Origin of the sequence: Hymenobacter swuensis DY53 (assembly GCF_000576555.1) — a bacterium.
Taxonomy (GTDB): domain Bacteria; phylum Bacteroidota; class Bacteroidia; order Cytophagales; family Hymenobacteraceae; genus Hymenobacter; species Hymenobacter swuensis.
On the sequence record NZ_CP007144.1, the window covers coordinates 85,795 to 106,265 of the forward strand.

At 60.4% G+C, this 20,471-nt stretch carries 27 protein-coding genes and 1 pseudogene; 19 read left to right on the plus strand and 9 right to left on the minus strand.

The features are described from left to right. Positions 1-5 precede the first annotated feature (5 nt). Positions 6-590 carry a Crp/Fnr family transcriptional regulator gene (locus tag HSW_RS00605; protein ID WP_044000501.1) on the plus strand — a complete coding sequence of 195 codons (585 nt, stop codon included), beginning with the start codon at positions 6-8 and terminating at the stop codon, positions 588-590. A 29-nt stretch (positions 591-619) separates the two neighbouring features. On the opposite strand, the gene HSW_RS23940 is transcribed toward HSW_RS00605, so the two are convergent. Beyond that, positions 620-775 carry a hypothetical protein gene (locus HSW_RS23940; protein ID WP_155832737.1) on the minus strand — a complete coding sequence of 52 codons (156 nt, stop codon included), beginning with the start codon at positions 773-775 and terminating at the stop codon, positions 620-622. Positions 776-941: 166 nt separating this feature from the next. On the opposite strand from HSW_RS23940, the gene HSW_RS00615 reads away from it, so the two are divergent. The 9 genes from HSW_RS00615 (at position 942) to HSW_RS00655 (ending at position 7,985) form a co-directional block, all read left to right on the plus strand. Further along, positions 942-1,481: an ester cyclase gene (locus HSW_RS00615; protein WP_044000352.1), complete on the plus strand. Its 540-nt coding sequence runs from the start codon at positions 942-944 to the stop codon at positions 1,479-1,481. 16 nt (positions 1,482-1,497) lie between these two features. Continuing rightward, a complete protein-coding gene (locus tag HSW_RS00620; protein ID WP_155832738.1) occupies positions 1,498-2,460 on the plus strand; it encodes a VOC family protein in 963 nt (320 codons plus the stop codon). Positions 2,461-2,501: 41 nt separating this feature from the next. Continuing rightward, complete coding sequence (locus tag HSW_RS00625) at positions 2,502-3,188, plus strand: alpha/beta hydrolase (RefSeq protein ID WP_044000353.1); 687 nt, start codon at positions 2,502-2,504, stop codon at positions 3,186-3,188. A 60-nt stretch (positions 3,189-3,248) separates the two neighbouring features. After that, positions 3,249-3,908, plus strand: a complete 660-nt coding sequence (locus tag HSW_RS00630; RefSeq protein WP_044000354.1) for a YceI family protein — start codon at positions 3,249-3,251, stop codon at positions 3,906-3,908. A 238-nt stretch (positions 3,909-4,146) separates the two neighbouring features. Beyond that, on the plus strand, positions 4,147-4,758 hold the full coding sequence (locus tag HSW_RS00635; RefSeq protein ID WP_052345950.1) for a Crp/Fnr family transcriptional regulator: 612 nt from the start codon (positions 4,147-4,149) through the stop codon (positions 4,756-4,758). Between the two features lie 86 nt (positions 4,759-4,844). Next, entirely contained in the window at positions 4,845-5,717 is an 873-nt protein-coding gene (locus tag HSW_RS00640) for an alpha/beta fold hydrolase (protein ID WP_044000355.1), read from the plus strand. Positions 5,718-5,721: 4 nt separating this feature from the next. Further along, positions 5,722-6,300 (plus strand): PPC domain-containing DNA-binding protein, encoded by a 579-nt coding sequence (locus tag HSW_RS00645; RefSeq protein ID WP_052345951.1) that lies wholly within the window; start codon positions 5,722-5,724, stop codon positions 6,298-6,300. A gap of 13 nt (positions 6,301-6,313) precedes the next feature. Further along, positions 6,314-7,282 (plus strand): zinc-binding alcohol dehydrogenase family protein, encoded by a 969-nt coding sequence (locus HSW_RS00650; RefSeq protein WP_044000356.1) that lies wholly within the window; start codon positions 6,314-6,316, stop codon positions 7,280-7,282. 31 nt (positions 7,283-7,313) lie between these two features. Next, on the plus strand, positions 7,314-7,985 hold the full coding sequence (locus HSW_RS00655; RefSeq protein ID WP_044000357.1) for an SDR family NAD(P)-dependent oxidoreductase: 672 nt from the start codon (positions 7,314-7,316) through the stop codon (positions 7,983-7,985). A gap of 177 nt (positions 7,986-8,162) precedes the next feature. Here the strand turns inward: HSW_RS00655 and imm9 are convergent, their stop codons facing one another. From imm9 to HSW_RS00675, 4 genes are all read right to left on the minus strand, one after another. After that, the gene (imm9, locus tag HSW_RS23305; RefSeq protein WP_081768195.1) at positions 8,163-8,648 is read right to left on the minus strand and encodes an Imm9 family immunity protein; all 486 of its coding nucleotides are present in this window, start codon (positions 8,646-8,648) and stop codon (positions 8,163-8,165) included. A 136-nt stretch (positions 8,649-8,784) separates the two neighbouring features. Next, positions 8,785-9,165, minus strand: coding sequence for a hypothetical protein (locus HSW_RS00665; protein WP_155832739.1), 381 nt, complete (start codon positions 9,163-9,165; stop codon positions 8,785-8,787). An 83-nt stretch (positions 9,166-9,248) separates the two neighbouring features. Beyond that, the gene (locus HSW_RS00670; protein WP_044000360.1) at positions 9,249-9,689 is read right to left on the minus strand and encodes a hypothetical protein; all 441 of its coding nucleotides are present in this window, start codon (positions 9,687-9,689) and stop codon (positions 9,249-9,251) included. A 92-nt stretch (positions 9,690-9,781) separates the two neighbouring features. Beyond that, a complete protein-coding gene (locus HSW_RS00675; RefSeq protein ID WP_044000361.1) occupies positions 9,782-10,132 on the minus strand; it encodes an immunity 8 family protein in 351 nt (116 codons plus the stop codon). A gap of 148 nt (positions 10,133-10,280) precedes the next feature. Here HSW_RS00675 and HSW_RS00680 point away from each other — a divergent pair, with 148 nt between their 5' ends. Both HSW_RS00680 and HSW_RS23690 read left to right on the plus strand, forming a co-directional pair. Beyond that, positions 10,281-10,679 carry a hypothetical protein gene (locus HSW_RS00680; RefSeq protein WP_052345952.1) on the plus strand — a complete coding sequence of 133 codons (399 nt, stop codon included), beginning with the start codon at positions 10,281-10,283 and terminating at the stop codon, positions 10,677-10,679. 76 nt (positions 10,680-10,755) lie between these two features. After that, a complete protein-coding gene (locus HSW_RS23690) occupies positions 10,756-12,357 on the plus strand; it encodes a GrpB family protein (RefSeq protein ID WP_081768196.1) in 1,602 nt (533 codons plus the stop codon). A gap of 80 nt (positions 12,358-12,437) precedes the next feature. On the opposite strand, the gene HSW_RS00690 is transcribed toward HSW_RS23690, so the two are convergent. Both HSW_RS00690 and HSW_RS00695 read right to left on the minus strand, forming a co-directional pair. After that, positions 12,438-12,836 (minus strand): hypothetical protein, encoded by a 399-nt coding sequence (locus HSW_RS00690; RefSeq protein ID WP_044000363.1) that lies wholly within the window; start codon positions 12,834-12,836, stop codon positions 12,438-12,440. Positions 12,837-12,942: 106 nt separating this feature from the next. Next, positions 12,943-13,368: a hypothetical protein gene (locus HSW_RS00695; RefSeq protein ID WP_044000364.1), complete on the minus strand. Its 426-nt coding sequence runs from the start codon at positions 13,366-13,368 to the stop codon at positions 12,943-12,945. A gap of 268 nt (positions 13,369-13,636) precedes the next feature. On the opposite strand from HSW_RS00695, the gene HSW_RS00700 reads away from it, so the two are divergent. Beyond that, positions 13,637-14,770 (plus strand): Fic family protein, encoded by a 1,134-nt coding sequence (locus HSW_RS00700; RefSeq protein WP_044000365.1) that lies wholly within the window; start codon positions 13,637-13,639, stop codon positions 14,768-14,770. Between the two features lie 67 nt (positions 14,771-14,837). Here the strand turns inward: HSW_RS00700 and HSW_RS00705 are convergent, their stop codons facing one another. Continuing rightward, the gene (locus tag HSW_RS00705; RefSeq protein WP_052345953.1) at positions 14,838-15,632 is read right to left on the minus strand and encodes a LytR/AlgR family response regulator transcription factor; all 795 of its coding nucleotides are present in this window, start codon (positions 15,630-15,632) and stop codon (positions 14,838-14,840) included. Between the two features lie 113 nt (positions 15,633-15,745). Further along, positions 15,746-16,876, minus strand: coding sequence for a sensor histidine kinase (locus HSW_RS00710; RefSeq protein ID WP_044000366.1), 1,131 nt, complete (start codon positions 16,874-16,876; stop codon positions 15,746-15,748). A gap of 771 nt (positions 16,877-17,647) precedes the next feature. Here HSW_RS00710 and HSW_RS25125 point away from each other — a divergent pair. From HSW_RS25125 to HSW_RS00735, 6 genes and pseudogenes are all read left to right on the plus strand, one after another. Next, positions 17,648-17,791, plus strand: a pseudogene (locus HSW_RS25125) (IS3 family transposase); the annotation flags it as partial. A gap of 111 nt (positions 17,792-17,902) precedes the next feature. After that, the gene (locus HSW_RS00715; protein WP_044000367.1) at positions 17,903-18,106 is read left to right on the plus strand and encodes a hypothetical protein; all 204 of its coding nucleotides are present in this window, start codon (positions 17,903-17,905) and stop codon (positions 18,104-18,106) included. 463 nt (positions 18,107-18,569) lie between these two features. Beyond that, entirely contained in the window at positions 18,570-18,791 is a 222-nt protein-coding gene (locus HSW_RS00720; RefSeq protein ID WP_155832740.1) for a hypothetical protein, read from the plus strand. Positions 18,792-19,085: 294 nt separating this feature from the next. After that, complete coding sequence (locus tag HSW_RS00725) at positions 19,086-19,349, plus strand: hypothetical protein (RefSeq protein WP_155832741.1); 264 nt, start codon at positions 19,086-19,088, stop codon at positions 19,347-19,349. 48 nt (positions 19,350-19,397) lie between these two features. Continuing rightward, positions 19,398-19,712, plus strand: coding sequence for a hypothetical protein (locus tag HSW_RS00730; protein ID WP_044000369.1), 315 nt, complete (start codon positions 19,398-19,400; stop codon positions 19,710-19,712). Positions 19,713-19,796: 84 nt separating this feature from the next. After that, positions 19,797-20,366, plus strand: a complete 570-nt coding sequence (locus HSW_RS00735; protein ID WP_155832742.1) for a hypothetical protein — start codon at positions 19,797-19,799, stop codon at positions 20,364-20,366. Positions 20,367-20,471: the final 105 nt, after the last annotated feature.

Consider the following 20,471-nt stretch of genomic DNA (forward strand, 5'->3'; position numbering starts at 1 on the left):
CAGGCATGGAGTTACCTGTGGCGTACCAGTTGCTGCGCACCCACCTACAGGCGCGGGTGCGCCTTTCTGACGACGACTTTGCCGTCTTCCAGCAGTATCTGCAGCCCCTGACGTTGCGCAAACGGCAGCACCTGTTGCAGGCCGGGGAGCCCTGCACGCACCTGGCCTTCGTAACCCAGGGCTGCCTGCGCTGCTACTCGCTTAATGCCCAGGGCCAGGAGCACACGTTGCAGTTTGCCCCGGAAGACTGGTGGGTGTCGGATATGTACAGCCTGCTGACCCAGCAGCCCAGCGCCCTGCACATCGACGCGCTGGAAGACGCGCAGGTGCTGCTGCTGGCGCAGGCAGATATGGAAACTGTTTACGCGCGCTTTCCGGTATTTGAGCGGTATTTCCGGCTGCTGATGCAAAGTCGCTTCGTGGCCCTGCAGGAGCGGGTCAACGCCGCGCTGAGCCAGTCGGCGGGAGAGAAGTACCAGCACTTTCTGCGCAAATACCCCGGCATTGCCCAACGCGTGCCCCAGCACTTCATTGCTTCCTACCTGGGCATCACGCCCGAGTCGCTGAGCCGCGTGCGGCGGCAGCTATAGGGCAACAGCGTACTTACTGTAATGGTGCCTTACGGCTTGTACTGGTGAATGGACTGCCCCACCAGCTTCCATTGGCCGCCTACCTTTTCCAGCATTCGCACTTCGTGCGAGTAGGTTTTCTGCCCGTTTTTGGCCGTTGATTCTTCTTCGTGGCTTACCCAGGCGGTGCTGCCCGCACTGTGCATCCTATAGTTTGAATTAACGGCCCTTCCCCCCTGCCCCATGCCGGGCGAGGGTTCCAGCATGCGCGCCGGGCCGACACGTTCTTATCCTAGGATAATGCCCAGGGCCGGCCAGCGGGGGACCTTTGTCTTACTCTTTCACCCCGAAAGAACAGACAGCCTCCGACTCATGAACAAGATCCTGCTTCCCCTCGCCCTGCTGGCCGCTTCCCTGACCGCCGCGGCGCAGGCTCCCGCCACGAAACCTGCCGCCGCCAGGCCCGCCACGAAAGTCGGCGACCCGGTGGCTCGACACCTGAAAACCTTCGATGAGTTGGATTACGACGTGTTCAGCAACGAGAAGTGGAACCGCCTGCACGAGAGCCACGCCCCGAACATCCTGGTGCACTGGCCCGACGGCCACACCACCACCGGCATCGAGCGCCACATCACGGACCTGAAGGCCATGTTCGTGTACGCCCCCGACACGGAAATCAAGCAGCACCCGCTCAAGCTGGGTCAGGGCAACCTCACGGCCGTGGGCGGCGTGATGACCGGCACCTTTACCAAGCCCATGCCCACCGGCGACGGCAAGTTCATTCAGCCCACGGGCAAGAAGTTCAAGCTGCCCATGGCCACGATTGGGGTGTGGAAAGCCGGCGTGATGGTGGAGGAATACCTCTACTGGGACAACCAGTCCTACCTGCAGCAACTCGGGCTGGCCAAGTAGTTTCTGTTCCTGTTTTTTGCCTTCTAACGCTATGACGGCCAAGCTGCTTCCGTATTCCTCGCTGCCTGCCGAGCGCATCGGCAGGCACGCCCCGGCCCGCCTGCCGGCAACCATTCGTCTGGGCACGGTACACCTAACGGTGGCCGACTTGGCCCGTTCCCTGGCGTTTTACGAGTCGGTGCTGGGCTTCCGGGTGCTGGCTCGCACCGGGGCTGCCGCCGGCCAGTCCGCCACGGCGGCCCTTGGCGTGGCCGGCAGCGACGAGGCGCTGGTGCAGCTACACGAGCAGCCGGGGGCCCGGCCGGTACCCGCGCGCGGCCGGCTGGGCATCTACCACCTAGCGGTATTGCTGCCCACGCGGGCCGACCTGGGCGGGTTCCTGCGTCACGCCCGGGGCCGGGGGCTGCACGTGGGTTCCTCCGACCATAAGTACAGCGAGGCCACCTATATCACCGACCCCGACGGCTTCACGGTTGAGGTGTACCGCGACCGGTCCCGCGCCGAGTGGCAGGTGAGCGAGCAGGGCGAAGTGCAGTCGGCGCTGGACACGCTGGATGTGGCGGGCGTGCTGGCCGCGGCCGGCGACGCGCCCTGGCAAGGTTTGCCGGCGGGCACCACCATCGGCCACCTGCACTTTTATACTGGAAGCCTGCCCGACGCGGCGGCCTTCTATCACTCGGCCCTGGGCTTTGATATTGAGACCTGGAGCTTGTCGGGGGCGCTGTTCGTGGGGGCCGGCGGCTACCATCACCATTTGGGGCTGAACGTATGGGCCGCCGGCTCGCCCGTCGCCACCGAGGCCGATGCCCGCCTGCTGCGCTGGGAGCTGTGGCTACCCGATGCCGGCTCCCGCGACGCGGCTGCCGCCCGCCTGCAAGCCGCCGGCTATGCCGTGGACCCGACGCCCGACGGACCAATAGCCACCGACCCCTGGGGCATTCGGGTGCTGCTGCGTGCCGCAGCGCCGGGCCAGGCGTAAGCTGGGGCCGGCCATTCTCCGCTCTTTTTCCAACTACCTCCATGACAACTGTCACCACGACGCAGCCCCCGCTGCTCACCGACTTATCTCTGGCTTACCGCCCACTCAACCCGACCCAGGCCACGGGGGGCCAACGACTCCTGCTACTGCTGCACGGCGTGGGCGGCAACGAGCTCAACCTGCTGCCCGTGGGCGAGCAGCTGGCGGGTACGCACACGCTGGTGCTTTCCGTACGGGCCCCGCTGGTGTTCGGACCGCTGGGCTTCGGCTTCTACGAGGTTGATTTTTCCTCAGGCAAGCCCGTGTTCAACCACGCCCAGCAGCTGGCCGGGCAGCAGTTGCTGCTCGACTTCATCCGGGAAGCCTCGGCCCGGTACGGTAGTGCGGCGGGGCAGGTGTACCTGCTGGGTTTCAGCCAGGGCGCCATCATGGCCTACGACGTGGCCCTGACCCACCCGGCGCTGGTGCGCGGCGTGCTGGCCTTCAGCGGGCGGATGCTGGCCGAATCGCGCCAGCACCACGCCCCGGCGGCGGCGGTGCAGCAGGTACGCTTCTTCCTCAGCCACGGCCGCCACGACGACAAGCTGCCGGCCTTTTATGCCGATGAGGCCGTGACGTTCCTGCAGTCACTGGGCATCCATCCGCACTACGAAGCCTTCGAGGGCGGGCACGAAGTCTCGGCCGTTGGCCTGGCCGCCGCCCGCCAGTGGCTGCGTCAGCAGTCCTGACACAGGGGCTGCCCTTTCCCTTTTACCTATTTCAACTCACCCCTTTTTACCCAAGAACCCATGAAAAACCTTTTGTTCCCCTTCCTGCTGGCCGCTACTGTGCTGTCGGCTCCGGTGTACGCTGCCAACGGTCCGGCCGCTGCGGCACCCGCTACGGCCGCCGCCGCGCCTGAAACCTACAAGGTGCAGCCCCAGCTGAGCACGCTCGGCTGGACGGGCAAGAAAGTCGGGGGCCAGCACAGCGGCACCATCGGCATCAAAGAAGGCACCGTGCAAGTGAAAGGCAGCCAGCTGATTGGCGGCACCTTCGTGGTGGACATGACGTCCTTGAAGAATACCGACCTGACCGATGCCGATTACAACGCCAAGCTGGTGGGTCATTTGAAATCAGACGACTTCTTCGGGGTGGAGAAAAACCCCACGGCTACGTTCGTCATCACCAGCGTGAAGGCGCTGAAGGGGGACGCTACCGGCAACAACGCCACCATTACCGGCAACCTGACCATCAAGGGCAAAACCAACCCGCTCAGCTTCCCGGCTAAAGTGGGCGTGAAAAACGGCGTGGCCGCCGCTTCGGGCACGGCCAGCATCGACCGTAGCAAGTACAACGTGAAGTACGGCTCGACTTTCTTCGGGGCCGCCGCCGACAAGGCCATCGACGACGTATTTACGCTCAGTTTCAACGTTATTGCCAAAGCCAGCGGCGTCGCTACCCGCTAAGCAGCCAGGCCGCCCCGGCTTCCGGCACTCGTGCGGGAAGCCGGGACGGCCCTGGTGCTGGCGCCGGGCGGGCATAGCGGCCTGCAACCGGGGCGGCAACTGGTAGCGAAAAAGCAACACCGACGGCCGGCTGGCCTGGCGCGCACTTCCTGTTGGCTGCCGCGTGGCCCCATTGCGCCAGGCGGGTGCCGCTGCCTCAGTAGCCTATTCTGCTGTTTCTGCTCCCTTAGTCTGCTTTATGTCCCAACCCTCCCTCCCACTGGAAGCGCTCAGCCAGTATTTCCGAAGCAACTATTTCCCACTTACCAATAAGGAAGAGCAAGAGCTGGCGCAGCGCTTTACGGCGCGGCCGGTGAAGCGCCGGGAGTTTCTGTTGCAGCAAGGGGAGGTGTGCCGGTCTGCCAGCTTCGTGGTGGCCGGCTGCTTTCGGCTGTATGCCGTAGCCCCGGGCGGCAAGGAGCACAACCTGCAGTTTGCCGTGGAGCAGGAGTGGATAACGGACCTGGCCAGCTTCTACGCCGAGCAGCCCAGCCGCGTGTACATCGAAGCGCTGGAGCCGGCCACGGTGCTGCAAATCCGGCAAGATGATTTGCTGAATTTGTTCACCCGCTACCATACGTTCGACCGCAACTTCCGCATCCTCGTCGAGCGGGCCTACATTGTCCTGCAGGACCGACTGCTGCAAAGCATCAGTGCCCCGGCCGAGGAGCGGTACGAGAACTTCCTGACGCAGCACCCGCATTGGGCCCGCCGCCTGCCCAACACCCAGATTGCCGCCTACCTGGGCATGACGCCGGAATTCCTGAGCAAAATCCGCAAAGACCGGGTCCCGAAAGCCCGCCGGGCTTAACCTGAGCTAAGGCTATTTCTTACGCTAGGTTAAGGGCGCAGGGGCGACGGAGGCCGGACCTTTGCATTGCTCAACACGATGCCCTTATGACCCGGTACTCACTCTTCTTCCTGCTCCTGCTCCTGGCTACCACCACCTTCGGCCAGCCGCGACCGGCCAAGCCCCTGCGGGCCTTCCTGCAGGCTGCGCCCTCGCCGAAGGGGGCCGTGCAGTACGGCAACAACCCCCGGGCCGGGCACTACGCCCAGGCCGGCGACGCCCGGATCTACTACGAGGTGTATGGCCGGGGCCGGCCGTTGGTGCTGCTGCACGGGGGTCTGCTCGGCTCAACCTACGAGATGCGCCAGTTCATTGACAGCCTGTCACGAACCTACCAGGTAATTGCGGTTTCCACGCGCGGCCACGGCAAATCGGAGCTGGGCACGGCGCCGCTCACCTACGAGCAGCGGGCCAACGACGTGCTGGCCGTGCTGCGGGCCGTCACCCCCGACAGCGCCATCGTGCTGGGCTTCAGCGACGGAGGCTTTACGGGCTACAAGCTGGCCAGCCTCTACCCCGCGCGGGTGCGCAAGCTCATCACCATCGGAGCCAGCGAAGTGACGGCCGGCCAGCGGCAGTTCGATTTCAGCCCCCGGCAGGCATTAGCCCTGGATAGCGCCTACGTGCGCCAGCAGTTGACGCTGATGCCCCAGCCCCAGCGCCTGGGGGAGATGTTTGCCCAAGTGGTGAGCATGTACAACCACCTGACCGTGGACCGCGCCCTGCTGCAAACCATCCGGTGCCCGGTGCTGGTCATGGCCGGCGACCGGGACGAGGGCAACCCCGTGGAGCGGCTACTCCGCACAACCCAGGACCTGCACCGCAGCCAGCTGGCTATCATTCCCAACGCCTCGCACGGGGCGTTTCTCAGCAACTTCCCGGCCGTGTGGGCGGGTATCCAGCCTTTCCTTAAACCGTAATCCTATGCGCTTTTCCTTCATCAAATTCCTCGCGGCCCCGGCTGTACTGGTGGCTGCCAGCTCCCTGGCAGTTCAGGCCCAGGAGTATGTTTCGCTGACCACGGCCAAGCCCGTGCCGCTGGGCAAGGCGCCCAACCTGAAAGTGAAGCTGCTAAGCACCAGCGGGCAAACCAAAACCTACGTGCTGGTTTTCTCGAAAGGCGATGAAATCGTGTCGGGCCTGACGGAATTCGCCCAAAAGAATAACGTCAAGAGCGCGCACTACCAGGCCATCGGCGACGCTCTGTCGGCGCGGGTGGGCGTATTTGACTACGGCCGCAAAGCCTTCAAGGTCATCCCGTTTACGGAGCCCGTTGAGGTGACCTCGCTGACGGGTGACGTGGCCGTGCATGATGGTAAGCCGGTGGCCCACAGCCACATTAACGTGGCCACGTTCGATGGTCTCATTCACGGCGGCCACCTGTTCGAGCTGATCTGCGGCCCCACTATCGAGCTGATCCTGACGGTGGAGCCGACGCCGCTCTACAAAAAAGTCAACCCCGAGTTCGACGCCGCCCTCATCAACCTGGAGGCAACAAAATAACGCCCCTTATGCTATGAAAGCTGCCGTTTTATACCACCCCGGCGCCGCCGACCAGTTTCGGCTGGAAGAGCGGCCAGTGCCGGTGCCCGCCGCCGGGCAGGTGCTGCTGCGGGTGCGGGCCTTTGGACTGAACCGCTCGGAGTTGATGACCCGCAAGGGCCTGTCGCCGGGCGTGCAGTTTCCGCGCATCTTGGGCATTGAGTGTGTGGGCGAAGTGGTGCAGGACCCTTCGGGCCAGTACCAGCCCGGCCAGCGGGTGGCGGCCCTGATGGGCGGCCTGGGCCGCGACTATGACGGCAGCTACGCCGAGTACACCGTGGTGCCCAAGGCCATTCTCTACCCCTTCCGCAGCCAGCTGCCCTGGGCGCAGCTTGGGGCCATTCCCGAGCTGTTCCAGACGGTGTACGGCTCCTTGCACCTGGCCCTGAAAATCCAGGCTGGCCAGACGCTGCTGATTCGCGGCGGCACCTCGTCCATTGGGCTGCTGGCCGCGCAGCTCGCCCGTATAGACGGCCTCACGGTGCTGGCCACCACCCGTAATGCCGCGAAGTCCGATCTACTCATGGCCAATGGTGCCACCCACGTGCTGGTTGATGACGGCCAGCTACGCGAACAGGTGCGGGCCTTGTTTCCGCAGGGCGTAGACCGGGCGCTGGAGTTGGTGGGCGCCACCGCGCTGCGCGACACGCTCAACTGCCTGAAGCCCGGTGGGCTAGGCTGCATGACAGGCATGCTTTCCGAAAGCTGGTCCATTCCCGATTTTGCCCCCATGGAATTCATCCCCGCCACCGTGGGCCTGACCATCTACGACAGCGGCCAGGTAACGGCCCCGGCCTCCGCCCTACAAGCCTTTATCAACTCGGTTGAAACCGGCCAAGTCAAGCTGGGTATCGGCCGCACCTTCCCGCTCGACGACATCGTGGCCGCGCACCAGCTAATGGACAGCAATGCGGCCGGCGGCAAAATCGTCGTCACCACCTGATATTTCCCCCTTTTTTCTTACCCCAAAATTGATGAACACCCCCGAAAAAACAGCCCTGGTAACCGGCGCGAACAGCGGCATTGGCTTGGCCCTCACTCAAAAGCTGCTGGCCGAAGGCTACCGCGTTATTGGCACGTCCCGCTCGGGCCAGATTGCCGATTTCAGCCACCCCAACCTCACCGTTGTTACCCTCGACGTTACCAACGACGCCAGCATTGAGCAGGCGGTGGCTGCCATTGGTCATCTGGCCCCTAGTATTGACGTGCTGGTGAACAATGCCGGCGTGGGCTCCGACCTGGGCACCCTCGCGCCCGAGCGCCAACTCCTGCGCGACACCTTCGCCACTAACGTGGACGGCACCATCCTCTTTACCGAGCCCATGCTGCCGCTGGTGCGCGATGGCGGCCAGATTGTCTTCCTCTCCTCCAAGATGGGCCTGCCCGCTTTCGCCGGGCCCGATAGCCCGGCATACCGCGTTTCCAAAGCCGCCATTAACATGTACGCCGCCATCCTGGCCGAGCGCGTGGCCGAGCGCAACATTGCAGTGACGCCCATGCACCCCGGCTGGGTGCAGACGCGCATGGGCGGCAGCGGTGCTCCTTTCACGGTGGAAGAGTCGGCCGCCGGCCTTTTCCGCGGCATCAAGGCCCGCCCCGAAAGCGGCAAGTTCTGGAACGTGGAAACCGACAGCCTAGTGGCGTAGACAGTAGTGCAGCCGGGCATTAGACAGCTCACATGAAAAAACACCATGGCAGGGTTGGTCAGAAAGCAGATTCTGACCAACCCTGCCATGGTGTAGATGGGGACCTCTCAGAAAACGGAAAATATAGCACGCTAAGGAACTCACCGTTTCGCTGAACTGTAGGAGCCGTATCTGGCACTAACGCGAATTTGCTGGTTGTTTCGCTTTTATAAGGATGCTATTGACTCTAAATCCGTTCTCAAAGCAAAACGCTATCGCACGACGCATAGAGCCTGTTATATAGTCAGTGCAATTGGTGAAATCCGTGAATTCGACTGCTAGCGGTTTGATGTATTTATGCTCACTGGGATGTACGCCAAGCGTGATATGCTGCTTCGGGTCAACACCCCAGGAAACAATATCGCGGGTGGGAATAGGAATATGAATAGTGATGAGCTTTTGCTTTTCCAGTTTATAAGAAGGCATGCGTGTGCAGACACCAATAGTGGGCCTGTTGCCATAGACAGCACGATAAAGGACTTCCCAACCGGCCAGCGAGTCTATCGCGAAGTCTTGAAGTATGATATCTGCTTCCGCTTTAAGCAAAGCCATTATAGCATTATCACTGAAGTCATGATCAGGGAAATTGATCACATCAGACGAAGCTAAAACTCTTGATGTCATACGGGTTTTGGAACGTTGCTCCCTTCAAGGTAATCCTTACACGTGTAAGGTAGCTGTGGACTCCTTATACAATCCCCCTTCCATAAACCCTCCTTAAACTGAATTGCCGCGTTTAGGCCACCACCCTTTTCATGAACTAAGGCAGTGGATAAACTACAACTTTGTCTACGTAATAAAAGGGGACGAACAATTCCGTCTTCCAGCGCGGGGTTTGGGCAAACCGGCGGTCTACCACTTGTTGCCAGTCTGGATTGAAGCCAAGCAAGTGGCGTAGGAGCCCCTGCTCAATGGCTACATAGCCGTCAATGCTGTCGAAATCGCTGTTGGTTTTGATAACCGAGCCTCGCGCATGCACAAAAAGGAAGTACAGATTATCGTCAAGCTCATGCTCAGCAGTGGCTAGTTTGCCCCCTTCTACACGCGTAATCTCTGACCAAAAGGCGATACACTTGCCATTAGGCAAATGGATGCCGGATGTGTTGCAAACATAGTGGGGGCGGTGAACTAGAAAGCACATTTAAACAGACAGTGTGTGGTGAATCTAAGGCTCCTAAATTTGAACAAAGCGCGTTTAGGCCACGACCGTTTTTGTATACGTGGCTAAGCTGAGTACTGCGAGATACTGTACGTGTCGCCCGAGAAGGCCCTAAGCGTGTAGCCCCCCGGCCTTTGAGAAGGACTGTTTCCGAGGGTCCACGGTTCCGGATAGCCGTGCGCTGTTGAGCCGTTTAACCGCACTACGATACCATTTTCAAACCGCAGGACCAGATTGGTCTCATCGTCACACGCGATGTAGGTGAGGTACTTCAAGTTCACTTTGTTGAACAGCACCAGAACGCGTTCTTCCTCGGTCAAGCCCCAGCTTTCGTCCCACTCATAGTTCGAGGTGACTTCGGTGTCAATGTTCAAGAGGTGGTCTTCGCCGGCCTCATCTCGAAATTCCAGAAAGAAGAACTGGTGGGAAAGGCCAAAGCTTTCAACAAACGCCTTGTGCAGGACCTTATGAAGAAATGTATTGGCCTCTTGCGTTTTAGGGAGCATAAAGGTCGAGCAACAGCGGCGAATGTAAACTTACCCTCCTTACTCTGAACACAGCGCGTTTAGGCCATGACCGTTTTTGCAAACTGACTTTGCTAGCCTTTGTAATCTTCAAATTCCCATCGAAGGACCCGGCTGATCTTGCTTGCTAACTTTTCCCACGAGTCCTCTTCCAGCTTCTCCACATATTTGCGCACTAGGGCGACGGCTGCGGGAATGTTGTAATCGGTGGCTAAGATGGTGTGCCGCAGAAAAAGTGGGTGTGACGCAAGGCGTTCCAAGAAGGCAGGAGAGGCGACCTCTACTTCAAAGAAATCGGACCCTTCTTGGCCTTGTATGCCAATCTCGAACAACAACGTGAAGCCGAACACCTGCTGCGCCTCAGGTTCATAGGTGGACAGGTCTTCGTTCTCGGTGACCGAGTAGCCCCTTATTTCTGCTTTCATGACGACAAAAGTGGTGGGTTCAATGCAAACCGGCCTAAAACGCTCCTATTTTTGAGTGGCCCGTGTTCACCGATCTAACGATTTCATATACTGCTCTATGGGTTATAGTCTGCGCGCATTTATTGGATCCACTAATGCCTTACGCCCATTGGCCGCAGCCTACCCAGAAGCCGTACGCGTGCCGCTCGCACAGGGCCTTTGCCTGATTCCCATCACGGACGTGCTCTACGATGCCATCGTGAACGGAGTGACTTCGGCAGACATCGCGCCTTTCGATTTCATGCCCACGCAGTTGGAACAGCAGGTACGCTCACACATCGGCCTCGTGGCTGTCGGCTACGTCGAAGCCGACTATTTCGGGGGGCACGGCCAGCAAGCGGCTTTGTGCTGGCAGAACGGGCAGCGGCAGGTATGGGGGCCGAATCAGGGCGCCATCAATGCCCTGCTCGCACAGCTAGGTGTCGTCACCACGCGGGGGCAGCAGGACGCCTTTGAGGCAGTGGGCTTGAGACAACACCGGCACACCGAGGACTGGTTACCTGAATAACCGTTTTCGTGAACAAGTGGGGTGACTGTCTACTTTTGCCAGCTGTTTGCTCTCCCTGCCTTATCGTATCTCGTACATGTCGAAAGAACTACGGTCCCTGACCAAGGAAGAATGGAACACCTTCTTCCCCGTTGAACTGGTGGCGCACGATGCGGGGTGGAAAGACTTGTTTGAGCAGGAAAAGCAGCGCTTGCTGGCCGCCATCGGCCCCGAGACCCTGCTGGCCATTGAACACTTCGGCAGCTCGGCCATTGCGGCGATTAAGTCTAAGCCCTACATTGACGTGCTGGTGGCCATTCCATCGGAGCACCTGTTCAGTGCCGGCCTCATCCAGCAGTTCGAGGCCTTAGGCTATACCTATTTTAAGGTGCCGCAGCGCGAGAGCATTGACGCCTACATGTCGTTCGGCAAGGGCTACCGGGTAGGGGGCGTGAGCGAGCAGATTTATCACCTGCACGTCTGCCCGGCCAGCAACACGATGTGGAAGCAACTCGCGTTCCGTGACTACCTGAACGCGCACCCGGCCCGCGCCCGGCAGTACGAGCAGTTCAAGCTGGCACTGGCGGCACAATTTAAGCACGACCGCGGGGCCTATGTGTTGGGCAAGGCGGGCTTTATCGCCGATACCCTAGCTCTGGCCCAAGCGCCGGTGGTGCCGGAGCTCTTTCCCGTGTCGGCCTCGACGCTTGACGCCCACGCCCTGAGCCGCTTCGTGGCCGGGCGCTACGGCCTCAGCCCGAAAAGCACCTGTCGCCTGCTCAAGACGGGCATTAACCATACGTATTTGCTCGCCGATGACGAGCGCCGGTACGTGCTGCGGGTGTACAGCCACAACTGGCGCACCCGCGCCGAGGTGGAGGCCGAGCTGGCCCTGCTGCGGCACCTGCAGGAACAGGGGCTGCGCGTTTCCTACCCGCTAGCCGACAGTGTCGGAACATTCCTCCACGAAGTGGCTGCCCCGGAAGGCCCCCGCTACCTGGTGCTCTTCTCCTTTGCTGAGGGCGGCAAGGTGCGCTTCCTGACCCCGGCGGCCTGCACAGCACTTGGCGCTATGCTGGCCCAGCTGCACCAGCTCACCCGTGGACAGCCTCTTGCTCGCCCCACCTACACGCCCGAGCTGCTGCTCACGCAGGCCTACGCCTCGGCGCGCACCTTTTTTTCTGATGAACTGCCCGAGATGCAGTACCTGCTAGACACCAGCCAACAGATAGCGCGCGCGTTTGCGCAGGCGGGCCCTGCCGCACTGCCGACCGGCGCGGTGCACCTCGACTTCTGGTACGACAACATGGCCATCACCGACCAAGACGAGATGACGGTGTTTGACTTTGACTTTTGCGGCAACGGCCCGGCCGTGCTGGACGTGGCCTACTTCTGCCTACAGCTGTTCAATATCGAGGCGGACAAGCAGCAGTACGAGGACAAGGCGGCCCACTTTCTGGCCGGTTACGAGCGCGTGCGCACACTCTCGGTCGAAGAGCGGCAGCTTGTGCCGGCGGCTGGAGCGGCCGTGTGGCTCTTCTATCTGGGGGTGCAAGTGCAGCGCTTCGACTGGACGAACTTCTTCCTGAGCGCGAACTACCTGAAGGCGTACGTGGGCATGATGCGGGCCTGGCTGGCCTACCACGGGTGGCCGGTGCCGACAGAAGCTGCGCCTGTCAGCCGCGGCCCGAACGAGTAAAGCCTCCTTAAACCAAATTGCCGTGTTTATCCCTGGACCGTTTTGCTGAACAAGGGCGAATGACTGCATCAGCCAAGCCATCATCCCCGCGTGCCCTGGACGGTTGGTTCGTAAACCACTTTGCCCTGTGAGTAGCAAAGCGCCCCGAGCAAGTTGTCATATTCCTGCGTGTAGTACAGTGCGGCCAGCAGCTGGCCAACGAACGGCGTACCATCCGGCAGGTAGAGGCTCAAACTGGCAATCTGTTCGCCGCTCGCCTGCTCTATTGCTTCGAGTAGGGTGGGCATGCCCTGTATCACCTTGCCTTGTTCCAAGTTGTGGTGATGCCGCAATGACATGATGCGCAGCAGCCGAGCTTTCGGCTGCGTGGAGGCCCGAAAAACGAACGGGCCACCGGGTGCTTCGGCCAAGTGTTCTTGTAGGGCCGGAAGCCGTGCACGCGCGGCAACGAGGCGGCTCCTTTGTTCTTCTTCCGTCATGGTGCACAGGTTCTGAAAACGCGTCAAAATACGCTCCTCAAACTGAATTGCCTCGTTTAGGCCACCACCGTTTCGCTGAATTTGGCGGCGTAAACTAGAGGGGTGCTTAAGCTGCTATTTCTGTGACAGAGATTGCCCCTACATCAGCCACTAAGCAAGATGCCAAACGGCTATACCCAACCAAGGAAAGAAGATGCGTCCATTCGGCTGCCTTCTTACCATACGCCAAGTGATAGTTGGCCCGGGTCTGCTGCATGAGCTTGCCAAAGTCGGAAGCGGGCACATAAACCCCGTTTTCCACGGCAAGTACCTGCGATAAGTCTTCAAGGGCAAGAAAGCAGCTACGGTAGGCACGCTCACTACTGGCTAGAACGGAGCCGGCAAAGGCGAGGCAGTCCGTAGGCAGGGACAAGGCGACTTTCTGGTCGTTTTCGCCTAGAACGAGCACCAGTTGCAGGCGGCCCTCGGCGTAGGTATAGGACTCCAGCACGGAATCACCGCTGTTGCTCACCACGTCGGCAAAGGTCATCATCGTCAAAACAAAGGAACAACACCGGCAAGGCGTCGCTCATCGGAAGAAAATTAGTGAAAGGGCATAATTACGCTCCTTTGGGTAAACTACTGTAGAAGTTCGTGTGCATCCGCAAGCCCTACTTTTATCCCCGAAGGGGAGAAGCAACTGTTTTAAGGCGCAGTTGATGGGCTGACATTAAAAAAAGTTATTTTTAATGTTTTGACCAGGTGTTTAGGATACATTTGCGGTAGCACACGCCTGCTAACCTTATTTATTCTGCGTTTTAATGCCAGCTCATCCCCTGTACGCCATTAATCCCAGCCGGGACGTGCCCTGGAATGCCTTGCCGGAGCTGCCTCTTGCCCAGGAACTGTGGCGCACGCCCGAAGTGCTCGAGCAACTCGGCCATGCCCGCGAAGCCCTGGGGCGGTTGCACGGCCGCAGCGTGGCCATTCCCAACCAAGGGCTGCTGGTGAACTCCATCAGCTTGCAGGAAGCCAAGGCCTCCAGCGCGATTGAGAACATCTTCACCACCGACGACGAGTTGTACCGCGCCTTTAGCGAAACCGCCGCCGAGCAGGCCGAGGGGCCGGCCAAGGAGGTGCTGCGCTACCGCGAGGCGCTGTGGAGCGGCCACGCGTACCTGCAAACGCAAGCCGGCTTTACCCGCGACTACTTCGTGCGCATGTTTCGCGAAATCAAGCAGGTTGAGGAAGGCATCCGCCCCCCATTTTCTTCGACCATCATCCGCCAGGGCGGCAGCGGCTACAACGCCGGAAAGGCCGTCTACACCCCGCCCCGGGGCGCGGGCGTGGTGGAAGCCAAGCTAGACAACCTACTGGCCTTTGTTAACGACGACCACGCCTACCCACTGCACCCCTTGCTCAAAATGGCCATTGGGCACTTTCAGTTCGAAGCTATTCACCCATTCCGGGACGGCAACGGGCGCACGGGGCGCATTTTCAACATCCACTACCTGGTGCACAAAGGGCTGCTGGACTACCCGATTCTGTACCTGAGCCGCTACATCGTCGCCCACAAGGAGGCGTACTACGGGGCGCTGGCCGGCGTCTCGCAGCGCGGCGACTGGCAAGCCTGGCTGCTGTACATGCTCACAGCCGTGGAAGTCACGGCGAACCTGACCTTTGACAAAATCAACCGTATCCTGGCCGCCCGCGACGCCATCGGGGAAGTGGTCGCGGGCCAGAAAAACCTGCGCCGCCCCGACCAGTTGGTGCAGAAAATCTTTACCCAGCCCATTACCCGCGTCAAGCACCTGACCGAGGACCGGACCTATGCCGAGAACACGGCCCGCGATTACCTCAATAAGCTGGTGGAACTGCAGGTATTGGAAAAGCAGACCATTGGCGGCAATCATTACTACGTCAACCGCGAGTTGTACAGCATTCTGGAAGATTAGTATCCCAAGCCCTAATAGAAAATCGACCGTTTTCGTGAACAAGCGCCACTGCTCAAAACTGCCGGCCTCATAAGCTCAGCAACTCCTTAAATCGTACGGCCTGCCGGGTCGAGACATCGATGCGCCGGCCGCCGCGCACTTCCAGCAGCAGACCGCCTTTGTAGTAGGCATGGACCCGCTCAATGGTGGTCAGGTTGAGAATTTGCTGGCGGTTGACGCGGAAAAACAGGTCGGGCGGAAGCTTGTCTTCCAGCTGCTGCAACGACTTGTGGTGTAGCGGTGACTGCGTCCCGAAGTACACCCGCACGTAGTTGCCTACGGCTTCGAACATATCAATATCGGCCAGCCGCACAAAATAGCAGGCTTCGCCATCTTTGATAAACACCTGGCTCTGGGGCGTGAGCGGCGGCGCGGGTGGCGCGGGCGGGCCAGCGGCAGTATCGTCTTCTATCGGATGAGCAGCAGCGGCGGGCGGCAAAACGGGCGGCAGCAGGGTCTGCCGCACCCGGCGCAGGGCCTGGGCCAGCCGCTCCGGGTGCACGGGCTTGAGCACGTAGTCCAGGGCCGACACCTGAAAGGCACGGGTGGCATACTGGTCATAAGCGGTTACGAACACCACGTGTGGCACCTCGTCAAGGCTTTCCAGCAGGTCAAAGCCGGTTTCGCCGGGCAGCGAAATATCGAGCAGCAGCAAGTCGGGCCGTAGCTCCCGGATGAGGCGGCGCGCGGTGTCGGCATCGGCAGCCTCGCCGATGATGTCCACGTCGGGGTGGGCTTCTTTGAGCAAGTAGCGCATTTCCTGACGGGCCAGGTATTCGTCTTCGACGAGAAGGGCGCGGATGAGGGGAGAAGAGGTGGACATGGGAGTATAACATTTTAGCGGTCCTAATCGTCGCCCTGCGCGTGCTGCCTCACCCCCTCTCTGTGGGCGGGGGTGAGGCAGCACGCGCAGGGCGACTTCAACTAGCTGGCGATTCAAGCGATGAGTTTTACCCCCAGCACCGCTGCCGGCACGTTTAGCCGGGCCACCACGGTGCCCGCTGGCTGCTCCCGCAGCGTGAGGCGGGCGCCGTCACCATAGAGGGCCAGCAGGCGCTGACGGGTATTCACCAAACCCAGGCCGCCGGTTTGGCCGGGCAGGCAGGCAGGCAGCACGGCCGCTGGGTCAGGCAGGTGGCCGGGCTGACTGACTTCCAGGTGCAGGCACTCGGCGGCGGGGGCGTTGTTGTTCGGCTCGGCGGGCGCGGCCTGCGCCACGAGGCGCAGCAAGCCGCCGCCCGGCGTGGCGCTGATGCCGTGCTTGACGGCGTTTTCGATGAGCGTAAGCAGGGCGGCAGGTGGCACGGGCCAGGCCAGCAGGGCCTCTGGCACTTGCAGGTCGAGGCGCAGGCGTTCGGGGCCGAAGCGGGTTTGCTCCAGGGCCAGATAGTCCTGCACGGCGGCCAGCTCCTCGCCCAGCGGGATGAGTTGGCGCTGCTCATAGTTCAGGGTGTAGCGCAGCAAATCGGCGAGCTGCGTGACGGCGGTGCGGGCGCGGTGGGGGTCACTCAGGGTCAGGGCGCGCACCGAGTTCAGGGCATTGAACAGAAAGTGGGGGTTGATTTGAGACCGCAGCAAATCCAACTCGGCCTGGCGGCGTGCAGCAGCAGCGTGCAGCTCCCGCGCCTGGGCCTGGGCCAGCCACTCGCCCGCTACGAAAAAATGGTAGGCCAGCACCCACACAATCAGGTAGCGCCCGATGTCTATCACCCCAAACACGAAGCCGGCTACGCCACTCGTGTAAGGCCACTGCCATTTGCCGGCCAGCAGCGTAAAAGCAGCGGGCAGCAGCAGCTGCATACTCAGCGAGAGGCCCAGCAGGCCCAGCATCGCCACCACCGCCTGCCAAACCAGCGGCAGGCGCAGCACCCCGAAACGCAGCAGCAGCGTCCGGTAGCCATGGGTGAGCAGCAGCCCAAACACGACCGTCATGGTGAGCCAATTCAGCGTACTTGGCTGGTACTTTTTCAGCATGAAGGCCGCATGCACCTGCGTACCCCAGAACGCCTCCCAGCCCAGCAGTTGAAAAAACCAGTAATAGGGCTTGGCGCGGAAATAGTGTTGCATAAAAAAGGAGGAAAGCCGATGAGCAGGACGCTGCGAATACGGCCCCTGAAAAAGGCGCAGCCCCAAAGTAAGCAGTCAAAACTAGTCCAATAACCCGGGCCCCGGACCACGTTTTTCCACGAGCGCGGAAAAACGTGGTCCGGCGTGGCAGCAGCAAAACCACCTCCCTGGTGCTGAGCACCGCCGGCGCCCTGCTGCCGCCTCGCCCGGTGCCTGTTTCGCCGCACTCGTGTAAATAGCCTCGCACCCGAAGGTAGGCACCTCTCACTGTTGCCCAGGCTTCGCCGCGCTGGTGAGGACCTTGTCCACGCTCACCGCAATGGCCGATTGCAGGCCGTTCGGGGTGAGAGCCGCCATCAGGGTCATGTTCGGCCCACCGTGCAAGGGCGTGCTCTCGGCGTCTGCTTCCTGGCAGCCGTATGAACGGTCCCGTCGCGTAACTGCTTTGGCAAACCGATACGGTGCTACGGCTGTGGTCGCTGGTAGCGCAGATGGTACAGTCCCCAACTTGTGCCGATTGGCGTCGGCTGTTTGCGCGCGAACACCACATCAGCGTGGCTTCGACGGCGACCAACGGGTGTTTTGCCGCACTCGTGTAAAAGTGCGCGGTGCGGCCTACGGACGAGTGGCAGCTTTGTGGGACCAAGCGGGGAGCCGCCACCTTGCCGGCTTAAGCTCCGCTTGGTGCTTTATAGCTGTTTTTTAAAATCATTTTTGAAATGAAACACCTGCTCCTTCTCTGCTGCGGGCTGCTGCCCCTGCTGGCCCGGCTCCGTTTTCGCCTCGCTCGAAGAAGCCCGCCTGGAAGTAGCCCCTTGCCTCGATACGTGCTTCAACCTCGACCGCCGCCACTCCGCCCTCGGCTACCGCTCGCCTCATCAATTTGAACAGGAATTGCAATCCAACCTACCTTAGCTCACTGTCCGTTTTTACTGGACCACCCCAATCCAACTGGCCGATTTGCCAGAAGTGACCCACGGCCTCGATACCTTTTTTCTTCCACGATACCATCAACTGCGAATCCCCATGAAAACCCCATCCCTCTTCTTCTTTTTTGCTACCTTGAGCATACTCATGGCCTTGGCCGGAGCCTTCATGATGGGCCACTATTCTGGCAGCAACGACCCCTTGGCGAGGTTGGGTTCGCCGCTGTGCATTGGGGGCGCGGCCTTGCTCATGGCCTCTGTTGTGTTCAAAAAACAAAAGGGCAACCAAGACAGTCCGCGCTAAGGAGATAGATACGTGTTGCCCTTGGGGGGCTGCTCGACCTGGACATGACTAGTATTAGCATGCTGCTTGACTGGTCGCCGGATGGTCTGCTCCGACTTGCTAACGTGTTGGGCTGCTTGCTTTATGGTCAAAAAAAGCGCCGGTGTTTTCCATTGAGGTCGTGACTAGTCAGAAACCACGCGAACGCCTCTTTAACTACTGCCGCACTAGTCATTGACTAGTGCGGCATGGCGTCGGCTATGAGCCGTAACGCGGGCCCTTGTTCCTCGGGCCGGTCGATGAGCTGCGCGGTGTAGGTCGCCCCTGTCACGTCGCCCAAGCGGAGCTACGCCTTCACGAGGTCGGACAGGTAGTAGGACCGTTTGCGTAGACCAAGCGCACGTATTTCTGGGGGCTCTTCTAGCCAATTGGCGGTCGGCTTGCCTATCTTGGCTCACCGGCCATTTTTTATCCCTGCTTTTCCGTGGTGCTTCTGCTGCTGCTCGCCCGTGTAGTCCTCGGTCCACCCGGTTTCGGCCTGATAATGCTTCCCATCCTAGGCATGTTCGCGTTGGCCAAGAAAGCCTTGGAGTGGGTCGATGGCCCCAGCCCGCTCAAGCAAGTGACGGGCAAAGTCGTCCTGGCGGGGCTTGGGCTCGGCGTTCTGTATTTGATGGTTTCGTTTGTGCAAGCCCTCGTTGGGTAACGCTCGTCAGCGGCAACACCGGCGCCCTTTGAGCCAAGGCAAGCTACCCTTTACTGAACACTTGTCCATCGTGCTTCATTGTCTACTCTTTCTGGACAACTTCGCGCTGTGTAAAAATGATAGCACGCCGTACCTTTCGGTGCTGCGGCCTTACCGCTATATTCATCCCCTTCAGCTTTGTTTACCCTCATGCAGAACGCTTACTTCGCCGCTATCCTATGGACAAGCCTATTGGCGTCGCCCACTGCCGCTTCGTGCAGTTCGTGGCCGGTTTCGCCCAGTACTCACGTTAGTGTGCCTGTTATTACAGAAGCCCTGCAAGTAGACAATGGCAGCATTATGATCACCCGCGACGCGAATGAGGTGGTCGGGATGACGAAGGTGGGAGAGGTAGAAGGCCGTTCGCCACTAGGCGGTGGGGTGACCAGTGGGATGGGTGACAAACGGGCCATCAAAAAGCTGCGGGCTGCAGCCGCCAAACTAGGAGCAACTAAGGTGTTGATCGTCAATGAGGAATACCGGAATATGACGGTCCTGTATGGGGTTGCTTATAAGTAGCCGCTAGGGCTTTGTGAGCCCCTATTTCCCCAGGCCTGCCGTTTGGCCATGTCCGTTGCCATGAAAGATGTTGTGCTGAAAGATGTTGTGCTGATGAACCTGGGCCTGGTGGTCATCGGCGTCACCGTTATGTCCGCAATTGCGTCCCGGGAATCGGGCCCCAAAGACGTGTTCTTATTCTCCTTGTTGCCGCTACTCGGGTACCTCGTAGCGGTGAATTTGGCCCTGCTCGTCGTTTTCCTGCTGCTACCATCGCAGCGAAAAAGAGCGGGTGGCTACGCTGTATCTGCGCTCATGCTCGTTATCGGCGGAGTTCTGGCGCTGGTGTTCGGCTTTCTGACAATGGGCAAGAGTGGTGGCTAAGCCGGCGAATGGCCCCTAGCAGATCTTATGTAAACACAGTTCTCCGTAGTGATAGAAGGCCTATTCATCATCCTTTTCTGGCTCTTGGCGCTGCTCTTTATCGTAGCCCTGGGACTGGCGCAGTACGTGCTCATTCCCTGGGGCCTGCTGCGCGCTTTCTTCCGCAGTGAGTGGGCGCCACAAGTTCTAAAGGATGCCGTCGCCTGGACCTTGGGCATACTCGTCCTGCTGTTCGTCGGGTTCTTCGGCTGGAATTGGCACCGGCAGTGGCAGGCCCGTCAGCTAGCGGCCGTCCAGCAGCGCTGGCCCCATGTATCGCTCACCGCCCAACAGCCCGGCTTCTTGCCTTTCCCGCTGGGTCGAGGCCGTATCGAACAAGCCCGATACGACCAAGCACCGCTGCTGGTGGTAACAGGCGACTTAGTGGTGGAGGGTCGGCTGCGGGCGTATTTTACCGCCAGTCCCCGCGTGAAGTTCCTCAACGAGACCGACCTCGTGCGGGTGAGCACCGAAAAAGGAGACGCCACGATGGCCACGGGACAGTCGGTATATAATCCGAGCAGTCGCACCGTCAGCGGGTCGTTTCACTGCGTGTTGCCATCGGGCAAGCGACTCGCCATCTCGTTCCCGTCCACGCCGGTTGCCGTTCAATAAGCCAGAAGATTCTTGCAAGGACTTCTCGGACCATTTTACGCACGGTGTAACGTGTGGGGGCTCCGATCATGGCTGTCTGGTTAGACGGGGAAAGCAATTCCTCCT

Excerpts from the sequence above, each read along its gene's own strand:
- HSW_RS00605 (WP_044000501.1), top strand. The coding sequence starts at position 6 with ATGGAGTTACCTGTGGCGTACCAGTTGCTGCGCACCCACCTACAGGCG.
- HSW_RS23940 (WP_155832737.1), bottom strand. The coding sequence starts at position 775 with ATGCACAGTGCGGGCAGCACCGCCTGGGTAAGCCACGAAGAAGAATCA.
- HSW_RS00615 (WP_044000352.1), top strand. The coding sequence starts at position 942 with ATGAACAAGATCCTGCTTCCCCTCGCCCTGCTGGCCGCTTCCCTGACC.
- HSW_RS00625 (WP_044000353.1), top strand. The coding sequence starts at position 2,502 with ATGACAACTGTCACCACGACGCAGCCCCCGCTGCTCACCGACTTATCT.
- HSW_RS00630 (WP_044000354.1), top strand. The coding sequence starts at position 3,249 with ATGAAAAACCTTTTGTTCCCCTTCCTGCTGGCCGCTACTGTGCTGTCG.
- HSW_RS00635 (WP_052345950.1), top strand. The coding sequence starts at position 4,147 with ATGTCCCAACCCTCCCTCCCACTGGAAGCGCTCAGCCAGTATTTCCGA.
- HSW_RS00640 (WP_044000355.1), top strand. The coding sequence starts at position 4,845 with ATGACCCGGTACTCACTCTTCTTCCTGCTCCTGCTCCTGGCTACCACC.
- HSW_RS00645 (WP_052345951.1), top strand. The coding sequence starts at position 5,722 with ATGCGCTTTTCCTTCATCAAATTCCTCGCGGCCCCGGCTGTACTGGTG.
- HSW_RS00650 (WP_044000356.1), top strand. The coding sequence starts at position 6,314 with ATGAAAGCTGCCGTTTTATACCACCCCGGCGCCGCCGACCAGTTTCGG.
- HSW_RS00655 (WP_044000357.1), top strand. The coding sequence starts at position 7,314 with ATGAACACCCCCGAAAAAACAGCCCTGGTAACCGGCGCGAACAGCGGC.
- imm9 (WP_081768195.1), bottom strand. The coding sequence starts at position 8,648 with ATGACATCAAGAGTTTTAGCTTCGTCTGATGTGATCAATTTCCCTGAT.
- HSW_RS00665 (WP_155832739.1), bottom strand. The coding sequence starts at position 9,165 with ATGTGCTTTCTAGTTCACCGCCCCCACTATGTTTGCAACACATCCGGC.
- HSW_RS00670 (WP_044000360.1), bottom strand. The coding sequence starts at position 9,689 with ATGCTCCCTAAAACGCAAGAGGCCAATACATTTCTTCATAAGGTCCTG.
- HSW_RS00675 (WP_044000361.1), bottom strand. The coding sequence starts at position 10,132 with ATGAAAGCAGAAATAAGGGGCTACTCGGTCACCGAGAACGAAGACCTG.
- HSW_RS23690 (WP_081768196.1), top strand. The coding sequence starts at position 10,756 with ATGTCGAAAGAACTACGGTCCCTGACCAAGGAAGAATGGAACACCTTC.
- HSW_RS00690 (WP_044000363.1), bottom strand. The coding sequence starts at position 12,836 with ATGACGGAAGAAGAACAAAGGAGCCGCCTCGTTGCCGCGCGTGCACGG.
- HSW_RS00695 (WP_044000364.1), bottom strand. The coding sequence starts at position 13,368 with ATGATGACCTTTGCCGACGTGGTGAGCAACAGCGGTGATTCCGTGCTG.
- HSW_RS00700 (WP_044000365.1), top strand. The coding sequence starts at position 13,637 with ATGCCAGCTCATCCCCTGTACGCCATTAATCCCAGCCGGGACGTGCCC.
- HSW_RS00705 (WP_052345953.1), bottom strand. The coding sequence starts at position 15,632 with ATGTCCACCTCTTCTCCCCTCATCCGCGCCCTTCTCGTCGAAGACGAA.
- HSW_RS00710 (WP_044000366.1), bottom strand. The coding sequence starts at position 16,876 with ATGCAACACTATTTCCGCGCCAAGCCCTATTACTGGTTTTTTCAACTG.
- HSW_RS00715 (WP_044000367.1), top strand. The coding sequence starts at position 17,903 with ATGAAAACCCCATCCCTCTTCTTCTTTTTTGCTACCTTGAGCATACTC.
- HSW_RS00730 (WP_044000369.1), top strand. The coding sequence starts at position 19,398 with ATGTCCGTTGCCATGAAAGATGTTGTGCTGAAAGATGTTGTGCTGATG.